This is a genomic window from Cupriavidus sp. 05T313 (genome assembly GCF_056396665.1).
The window spans coordinates 1-8,769 of record NZ_JBFTLX010000278.1; the positions used below are offsets into that span (position 1 = coordinate 1).

Here is an 8,769-nt window from a genome sequence, read left to right on the forward strand (position 1 = left end):
CGCGCGCTGGCGGCACACTATGGTGAACGCCGCGAAGACCTGCTGGCGGCGTACTCCGCCACCTGCCTGCGGCGGGTCTGGCGCGCCGAGCATTTCTCCTGGTGGATGACTTCGCTGCTGCATCGTTTCCCTGACCAGACCCCCTTTATGGCGCGGCTGCAGCGCGCCGAGCTGGAATACGTTGCCGCTTCACCGGCCGCGGCCGCGTCTCTCGCGGAAAACTACGTCGGGCTGCCCTTTGCCGCCTTCGAGGGCGAGTGAACCCCATCCATCCCTTTGGAAAGACAGGAGACTTCATGACTCAGCGCAGTGGACGGGCCTCATCGCAACGCGGGGAGGGCCGGCGATGATCGCCAGCTTCCTTGGCGTGCTGTTCGACGGGCTGGCCTACGGCTGCCTGCTGTTCCTGATCAGTGTCGGGCTCTCTGTCACCATGGGCCTGATGAATTTCGTCAACCTGGCCCACGGCGCATTCGCCATGTTCGGCGGCTACGTCGCGGTGGTGCTGATGAGCCGCGCCGGCGTTCCCTTCCTGGCGGCGCTGCCGCTGGCCTTCGCGGGTGCCGCGGTGGTGGGCTGGGGGCTGGAGCGCACCTTGTACCGGCGTCTCTACCGCGCCAGCCATCTCGACCAGGTCCTGTTTTCCATCGGGCTCACCTTCATGGCGATCGCCGCCGCGACCTACGTGTTCGGGCCCGGACAGCAGCCGGTGGAGCTGCCCGCTTTCCTGCGCGGGCAGGTGCGGCTTGGCAGGCTGGATCTTGGCGCCTATCGGCTGTTCCTGATCGGCGTGGTGGTGGCGATCACCGCCGCGCTGGGCTGGCTGGTGGCCCGTACGCGCTTTGGCGCGCAGGTGCGCGCGGCGGTGGACAACCAGCAGGCGGCGCGCGGTCTCGGTATCAATGTGGAGCGCGTATTCAGCCTGACCTTCGCGCTCGGTTCTGGACTGGCGGGCCTGGGTGGCGGGCTTGGCATCGATGTGCTGGGCCTCGATCCTTCCTTCCCGCTCAAGTACATGGTGTATTTCCTGCTGGTGGTGGCGGTGGGCGGCGCGGGCACCATCCGCGGGCCGCTGGTGGCGGCGCTGCTGCTGGGCGTGGCCGATGTGGCCGGCAAGTACTACGTGCCGGCGGTGGGCGCCTTCGTCATCTATGCGCTGATGGTGCTGTTGCTGGTGCTGTTCCCGGCCGGTCTCTACGGGAGGCGGGCATGAGCGCGCTGGACAAGGTATCCGATGTGGCCAGCGCGGGTGGCGGCGTACTGCGCCCGCGCCTGCCGGACGGACGCTGGCGAGCCGGCGAGATCGTGTTCTGGCTGCTGCCGGTGGCGGCCTGGTTCCTGTTGCCCGGCTACCTGATACTCGGCAGCCAGGTGCTGATTACCGGCCTGTTCGCGCTGTCGCTGGATTTGTTGCTGGGGTACGCGGGCATCGTCTCGCTCGGGCATGCGGCGTTCTTCGGGCTGGGCGCCTACACCGCCGGCCTGCTGGCCGCGCATGGCTGGGGCGAGCCGTTGTCGGGTCTGCTTGCGGCGGGCGCGGTGGCCGGCGTGGCGGGCTGGCTGGCGAGTTTCCTGGTGGTGCGCGGCGGCGACCTGACCCGGCTCATGGTCACGCTGGGCATCGGGCTGATGCTGTTCGAGGCGGCCAACAAAGCGGCCTTCCTCACCGGTGGCGTGGACGGGCTGGCGGGCGTCACCATGTCGCCGCTGCTCGGGTTGTTCGAGTTCGATCTGTTCGGCAAGACCGCCTACCTCTACAGCCTGGTGGTTGTCTTCGTCCTGTTTGCGCTGGTGCGCAGGCTGGTGGACTCCCCCTTTGGACTGTCGCTGCGGGGCATGCGCGAAGGGGCGCGCCGCATGCCCGCGCTGGGCGTCAACGTGCCGCGCCGGCTCGGCGCGGTATTTGCCGTGGCGGCGGCGCTGGCCGGCGTGGCCGGCGGGCTGCTGGCGCAGACCACGCAGTTCGTCGGCATGGACGTGCTGGGCTTTCCGCGCTCGGCGGAGTTGCTGGTGATGCTGGTGCTGGGCGGCGCGGGCAGGCTGTACGGCGCCCTGGTTGGCGCGGCGGTCTTCATGATCGCGCAGGATGTGCTGGCGGGCATCAATCCGGTCTACTGGCAGTTCTGGATCGGCCTGTTGCTGGTGGTGACCGTGCTGTTCGCGCGCGGCGGCGTGATGGGCGCCGTTGACGCCTTGCGCGGCATGCGCCGCAAGCCGGACGGAGACCAGCCATGACGGCCATCTTGCGCACGGAAGGGCTGTCCAGGTCCTGGGGCGGGTTTGCCGCCAACAGCGAGATCTCGCTGCGTTTCCCGCCGGGCGCGCGCCATGCCCTGATCGGGCCGAACGGCGCCGGCAAGACCACCTTCATCAACCTGCTGACCGGCGCCTTGCCGCCCAGCAGCGGCACCATCTGGCTCGGCGACGAGGACATCACGCATCTGCCGCAGCACGCGCGGGTGCGGCGCGGCATGACGCGCACCTTCCAGATCAACACCTTGTTCCCTGGGCTGACCGTGCTGGAATCCGTGGTGCTTGCGGTGGCCGAACGCAGCGGCGCTACACGTATCTGGCATCGCACCGTGGCATCGCAGAGACCGCTGGCCGACGAGGCCATGGCGGTGCTGACCAGCCTGCGCCTCGACCGCGATGCCGATACCGAGACGCGCAACCTGCCTTATGGCAAGCAACGCCTGCTCGAAATCGCACTGGCGCTGGCCACCCGGTCCGCCATCCTGCTGCTGGACGAGCCCGCGGCCGGCATCCCGGCCGGCGAGAGCGCCGAGCTGTTTGGCGTCATTGCCGGCTTGCCGCGCGACATCACCATCCTGTTTATCGAGCACGACATGGACCTGGTATTCCGCTTTGCCGAGCGCATTACCGTGCTGGTCGGCGGCCGTGTGCTCACCGAAGGCACGCCGGCGGAGATCGGCGCCGATCCCCGCGTCAGGGAGGTGTACCTCGGGGAGGCCGCGCATGACTGAATTGCTGCGGGCAGAAGGGGTGTGCGCGGGCTACGGYGAGGCCGTGGTGATCGACGGGATCGACCTGACGCTCCGCGCCGGTGAGAGYCTGGCCCTGCTGGGCCGCAACGGCGTGGGCAAGAGCACGCTGCTGTTGACCCTGATGGGCCTGACGCGGCTGCGGCGCGGCAGCCTGCACTGGCAAGGGCGCGACCTGTCGCGGCTGGCAGCCCACCAGCGTGCCGCCGCCGGGCTGGGATGGGTCCCGCAGGAGCGCTGCATGTTCCCGTCGCTGACGGTGGAGGAGCACCTGACGGCGGTGGCGCGGCCGGGCTTCTGGAACGTCGCGCGGGTCTATGAGATCTTCCCGCGATTGCAGGAGCGCCGGGGCAATCTGGGCAACCAGTTGTCGGGTGGCGAGCAGCAGATGCTGGCAATTGGCCGGGCGTTAATGGTAAACCCGGTACTGCTATTACTGGACGAACCGATGGAAGGTTTGGCACCTATTATTGTTCAGGAATTGCAGAACGTGATCCGCCGCTTGATAGACGAAGGCGGCATGGCTGTGATTGTGGTGGAGCAGCACGCGCGCCTGGCGCTTGGCATGACCCGGCGCGCGATGGTGCTCGACCGGGGCAAGGTGGTACATGCTTCGACCAGCACGGAGTTGCTGGCGGACAAGGTCACGCTGGACAGGTTGCTGACGGTCGCCTGAGCCAGGCCACGGCATGGTCAACCGGGGGCTGGCGTTGGTTGGCGGCCGTTGATGAACCACGCCGGCACGGGCGGCAAAGCCGTGGCCGGCAATCGGGCTATGCCCATGTTTGCAGACGGGTAGTGACGGGGGACTATGGAAACCCATGAGCAGAAGCGGCTGGTCAGCGCCTATATCAAGCGTTACAGCCGGTACGACCCGGCCATCGGTCGGCACGAGGTACGCTCATTCTGGGTCTGGCAGGCCTGCGACTGGCTGTGCGTCAACGATCCCGAAGGGCTGTGGCGGCTGGTGCTGGAGGTCCTTGCCCATACGGAGAGTCCCCGCGTGCTGGGCGCGCTCGCCGCAGGCGAACTCGAAGACCTGATCGAATACCACGGCCCGGCGTTTATCGAGCGCATCGAGCGGCAGGCCGGGCGCGACCCGCGCTTCCGCCGCCTGCTGTGCGGCGTCTGGCGCAGTTCCACGCCCCAGGTCTGGGCGCGTATCCTGGCCGCCAGCGATGGCAATTTCAATGAAGTGCCGCAGCGCGCGATGTGGATGTGCTACGACCTGCAGGGCATCGGGCTGCCGGACGGGCCGGCGCCTGGCGGCGCCACGGCGGACCTTGCGCAGACGCAGCGTGCACCCGAGAAAGTGCCTGCCCGCATCGAGAAACCGCAGTCTCCCCGCCAGGAGCGCCAGGGCGCGCAGGGCACCATCACCACTAAGCCACCGCGCCCCGGCGCGCGGGCTACTTCCCCGGATCCTTGACGTTGTCGAACTTGTCGAACTCCACGTTGTAGAGTTCGCCACCGACCTTCTCCACGCGCCGGATATAGACCGTCTGCACCACGTCGCGGGTGTCCGGGTCGATCAGGATCGGGCCCCGCGGGCTGGCGATCTTCATGCCTTTGAGCGCTGCCAGCATCTTGTCCCCGTCAGTCGCGCCGCCGGTCTTTTTCAGCGCTTCGTAGATCGCGCGCATGCCGTCGTAGGCGGCTACCGCCATGAAATTAGGCCGGCCGGCGCCAGGGTTGGCTTCGGCGAACGCCTTCAGGAAGACCTTGTTTTCCGGCGAATCGTGGGCCATCGAATAGTGGAAGGACGTGATCACGCCCAGCGTGGCGTCACCCATGGCCGGCAGCACGTGGTCGTCGGTAAGGTCGCCGGTGGCGATCACGCGGATGCCCGCCTCGGCCAGGCCGCGCTCGCGAAAGCCCTTCATGAACGCCACGCCTTGCTCGCCCGCGGGCAGGAAGAGGAAGACCGCCTCGGGTCTGGCATCCTTGATGCGCTGGATAAACGGGGCGAACTCCGGGTTGCGCAGCGGCACCCGGATGGATTCGATCACCTGGCCGCCACCGCCGATGAAATTGGTCTTGAACGCGGTTTCCGCATCGATGCCCGGCGCATAGTCCGCAACCAGCGTCACCACCTTGCGGACCTTGTTCTTGATGGCCCACGTGGCCATCGGCGCCGAGATCTGCGGCAAGGTCATCGAAACCCGCGCGATATAGCCCGACTTGGTGGTCACCGAAGACGACGCAGCGTTGAAGATCACCATTGCCTTCTTCGCCTGCTCGGCCACCGGCGCCACCGCCAGCGCCTCCGGCGTGAGACCGAAGCCGGCCAGCACATCGACCTTGTCGCGCACCACCAGTTCTTGCGCCAGGCGCTTGGCCACATCGGGCGCGGGGCCGGTGGTGTCCTTGCTGATGATCTGCACCTTGCGGCCCGCCACGGTGTCGCCGTTGAGCTTCTGGAACGCCTTGATGCCACCCTCCATCTGCTTGCCGTAGTCGGCGAAGCTGCCCGAAAAGGGCGCGATCAGCCCGATCTTGACGGGGTCGGCGGCGTGGGCGAGCGTTGGCGCCACGGCAAGCACGCTGCACGCCGCAAGGGCGCGCAGCAAGGGGGCAAAGGTCATCGATGGTCTCCTGGTTGGGTGCGCCCTGATCCCGGCGCCAGGCCGGGCGCGTGCCGGCGCGGGCACTGGCTGTGGAGTTTAGGGGGATGGGGGATTTGGTGCAATCGGGGAGGGCCGCGCATTCATGGCGGCCGTCTCGGTCCGGCGTTGGCCAGCGGAACCTCGCGCAGAGGCGCCGGCTAACGCCGGTTGTCCGCGTCAGGCAGCAACAAGGCGGAACGAGGAAACCGCTTGCTGCAGGCGCTGGGCCTGCTCTTCCAGCGATCCCGCTGCGGCTGCGGCTTGTTCCACCAGCGCGGCGTTTTGCTGCGTCACCGTGTCCATCTGGGTGACCGCCTGGTTGACCTGCTCGATGCCGGCGCTCTGCTCGGCCGAGGCCGCGCTGATCTCGCCCATGATGTCGGTTACGCGCTTGACCGCGCCCACGATCTCTTCCATGGTGTGGCCGGCTTGCCCCACCAGTTGCGAGCCCTTTTCCACGCGCTCGGCGGAATCTCCGATCAGTGTCTTGATCTCCTTGGCGGCTGTCGCGCTACGCTGGGCAAGGCTGCGCACCTCACCGGCCACCACCGCGAAGCCACGGCCTTGTTCGCCGGCGCGGGCGGCTTCCACAGCGGCATTCAGTGCGAGGATGTTGGTCTGGAAGGCGATGCCTTCGATCACGGCGATGATATCGACCACCTTTCTGGACGCGCCGTTGATCTCATCCATGGTGTCGACCACCTGGCCGACCACTTCGCCTCCCCTGACCGCGATTTCGGAAGCATTGACCGCCAGCGAGCTGGCTTGCTTTGCGTTGTCGGCGTTCTGCCGGACGATGCTGGTCAGTTCCTCCATGCTGGAAGCGGTCTGTTGCAAGGACGACGCCTGTTCCTCGGTCCGCTGGGACAGGTCGGTGTTGCCAGCGGCAATCTGGCTCGTGCCGGAGGCAATGGACTCCGTGCCCGTGCGTACCTGGGTGACGATGCGCAGGATATTGCCGTTCATCTCGTTCAGCGCTTGCAGCAACTGGCCGGTCTCGTCCTTGCTATCCGCGTCGATGCGGCTGGTCAGGTCGCCGGCCGCCACTTTCCGGGCGAAGCCAACGGCACGATGGAGCGGCCGCGTGATGCCCATGGTCAGCCACAGCGAAAATGCCACGCCGATCGCCAGCACCAGCAGGCCAAGCACGATCAGGCGGTTCCGCGTGGTTTCATAAATCCCGTTGATGTGCTGCGCGGTCGCATCGATGCTGGTGCGCTGGATATCGAGCAGCTTCTGGATTTCGGCGAGATAGGCGTTGCCGGCAGGCACGAACTCGGCTTCCAGCACCCGGTTGGCTTCGTCCGTGCTGCCTTCTTCCTTGAGCTTGGTGATCTTGTCGCGGGAGTCGTTATAGGGCTTGCGCACGGTCTGGATCGTCTGGAATGCCGCCTTTTCCGCTTCCGAGGAGAGCATCGGCTCGATCTTGTCCCGCAATGCGGCGATGGCTTCGACGGAGCCCTTCGTCTCCGCGGCAAAGAACGCGCCGAGGCCCGGGTCCGCGCTCCGCGCCACCGCGGTCGTGCGCCGCACGCTCGTGTGCATCAGGCGATACCAGTCGCTGACGACGCGCTCCTTGGCCAGCGGCTGCTGCATCATGTCGTGCGTGCGTTGAGCGACTTCCTGCAAGCCCATGACGCTGAACACCGTCATGAACGTTGACAGCAGCAGCACCACGCCGAAGCCAATACCGAGACGTACCCCAATTCCAAGATTTTTCATTTCTTCTACCTGAATGGAAATAACAATGGTGGCGAAATACTGGCGCCTTGGGCGCCCATTCGCTCTTTTGTCTGCCGCACCGTGCTATCACGAACGCACCTGTAGGCAATGGTGAATAACGGCGGGCGGGAGACAGACTTGAGTGCCGATCATGCCGGCGGGATCGGGGAGGCACGGGCTGGATCGAAACGCTGTGCCGCCAGGCAGAATGCCTTGTCCGCATTTCCGCAAGCCCTGCGGGCGGGTGGCCCGGCGTTGGCAGGCGTAATTGCCGGGCGACGTCACAACGCTTGATCCAGCGCAAATCAAACACCTGACGCCATCGCAAAATTGAGTAAAAGCGCATCGGCGCGCTCGGGATGCCACGATGTCGGCACTGCCCCTGGAGCAACTCAACACGCGGGCCGTCTTGCTGGATAGGCCCGACGGCCAAGCGCTGCCTGCCGCGCCAGCGCAGGCAAGCGCACACGTTTTCATTGTCATCGGGCCTGAGCGCAGCCATCCTGCGCCGCCCGATGATGCCTGGAGATCAGCATGACCCATCCCATCGTGACATCCGACGCCGTGCCGGAGTATGTCGAACTGCTCGCTCCGCAGATGGAAGGCGGCATGCCGCTGATGCAGGCGCTGCGCATGCGGCACTCCACCCGGGCCTTCACCAGTGAGCCGCTGGCGCCGGAGTTGCTCTCCAGCCTGCTATGGGCGGCATACGGCATCAGCGAACCGGAAACGGGCCGGCGTACCGCCCCGTCGGCGCGCAACTGGCAGGAAATCGAACTGTACCTCGCGCTCGCCGATGGCCTCTATGTGCTGGAACCAGCGGCCTGGCGCCTGCGCCTGGTTAGCGGGGGGGGACGTGCGCGCAACCACCGGGCTGCAGGACTACGTGGTGCAGGCGCCGCTGGACCTGGTGTTTGTTGCTCGCCTGTCCAGGATGGACGAGCAGGCAAAACCGGTGCGCCAGTTCTACATGGGGCTGGACACCGGATACATCAGCCAGAACGTSTACCTGTTCTGTGCTTCCGCCGGGCTGGCGACGGTGGCGCGCGGCCTGCTGGACAGGCGCGCCATGGCGGGCGCGATGCGTCTCGATGCGGACCAGCGCGTGGTGCTGGCGCAAAGCGTCGGCTTTGCCTCGGCGAACGGGGCGGCCGGGCATCCGGCATGACGATCTGCAACGAGCGTCTGCGAGCCGGCTATCTATTGGAGCGCATGATGAGCACAACCTCGCAGCAGCAAATCGACATCGATCTGAGCGGTGTGGTGCTGCCCGGCGACCTGGTCTGTCCGCCGCTTGCTACCGGCCTGGTGCTGTTCGCGCATGGCAGCGGCAGTTCGCGGCTCAGTCCCCGCAACCGCTATGTCGCCGGCCATCTCAACCACGCCGGCATTGCCACCCTGTTGACCGACCTTCTGCTTGCCGAGGAAGACGTCGGGCT

At 66.7% G+C, this 8,769-nt stretch carries 8 protein-coding genes and 3 pseudogenes; 9 read left to right on the forward strand and 2 right to left on the reverse strand.

Annotated features, from left to right (window positions below; genetic code table 11):
* From AC1DKD_RS35480 to AC1DKD_RS35505, 6 genes and pseudogenes are all read left to right on the forward strand, one after another.
* A pseudogene (locus tag AC1DKD_RS35480) lies at positions 1 to 261 on the forward strand (4-hydroxybenzoate 3-monooxygenase); the annotation flags it as partial.
* A gap of 85 nt (positions 262 to 346) precedes the next feature.
* Positions 347 to 1,213 (forward strand): branched-chain amino acid ABC transporter permease, encoded by an 867-nt coding sequence (locus tag AC1DKD_RS35485; RefSeq protein WP_441627818.1) that lies wholly within the window; start codon positions 347 to 349, stop codon positions 1,211 to 1,213.
* Positions 1,210 to 2,235, forward strand: coding sequence for a branched-chain amino acid ABC transporter permease (locus tag AC1DKD_RS35490; RefSeq protein WP_441627816.1), 1,026 nt, complete (start codon positions 1,210 to 1,212; stop codon positions 2,233 to 2,235). Before AC1DKD_RS35485 ends, AC1DKD_RS35490 begins: the two co-directional genes overlap by 4 nt.
* Entirely contained in the window at positions 2,232 to 2,984 is a 753-nt protein-coding gene (locus tag AC1DKD_RS35495; RefSeq protein ID WP_441627814.1) for an ABC transporter ATP-binding protein, read from the forward strand. Before AC1DKD_RS35490 ends, AC1DKD_RS35495 begins: the two co-directional genes overlap by 4 nt.
* Positions 2,977 to 3,678, forward strand: a complete 702-nt coding sequence (locus AC1DKD_RS35500) for an ABC transporter ATP-binding protein (protein WP_441627812.1) — start codon at positions 2,977 to 2,979, stop codon at positions 3,676 to 3,678. The genes AC1DKD_RS35495 and AC1DKD_RS35500 overlap by 8 nt, the downstream gene beginning before the upstream one ends.
* A 135-nt stretch (positions 3,679 to 3,813) precedes the next feature.
* Positions 3,814 to 4,431, forward strand: a complete 618-nt coding sequence (locus AC1DKD_RS35505) for a DUF6869 domain-containing protein (protein WP_441627810.1) — start codon at positions 3,814 to 3,816, stop codon at positions 4,429 to 4,431.
* On the opposite strand, the gene AC1DKD_RS35510 is transcribed toward AC1DKD_RS35505, so the two are convergent.
* Together AC1DKD_RS35510 and AC1DKD_RS35515 are read right to left on the reverse strand one after the other, a co-directional pair.
* Positions 4,412 to 5,587, reverse strand: a complete 1,176-nt coding sequence (locus tag AC1DKD_RS35510) for an ABC transporter substrate-binding protein (RefSeq protein ID WP_477102100.1) — start codon at positions 5,585 to 5,587, stop codon at positions 4,412 to 4,414. The two genes, AC1DKD_RS35505 and AC1DKD_RS35510, sit on opposite strands and share 20 nt — an antisense overlap.
* A 198-nt stretch (positions 5,588 to 5,785) precedes the next feature.
* Entirely contained in the window at positions 5,786 to 7,330 is a 1,545-nt protein-coding gene (locus tag AC1DKD_RS35515; protein ID WP_441627806.1) for a methyl-accepting chemotaxis protein, read from the reverse strand.
* A gap of 633 nt (positions 7,331 to 7,963) precedes the next feature.
* Between AC1DKD_RS35515 and AC1DKD_RS35520 the strand changes: the two are divergent.
* The 3 genes and pseudogenes from AC1DKD_RS35520 to AC1DKD_RS35530 all read left to right on the forward strand — a co-directional run.
* A pseudogene (locus AC1DKD_RS35520) lies at positions 7,964 to 8,101 on the forward strand (nitroreductase family protein); the annotation flags it as partial.
* Between the two features lie 85 nt (positions 8,102 to 8,186).
* Positions 8,187 to 8,498 carry a nitroreductase family protein gene (locus AC1DKD_RS35525; protein WP_441627882.1) on the forward strand — a complete coding sequence of 104 codons (312 nt, stop codon included), beginning with the start codon at positions 8,187 to 8,189 and terminating at the stop codon, positions 8,496 to 8,498.
* A 44-nt stretch (positions 8,499 to 8,542) separates the two neighbouring features.
* Positions 8,543 to 8,769, forward strand: a pseudogene (locus tag AC1DKD_RS35530) (alpha/beta hydrolase); the annotation flags it as partial.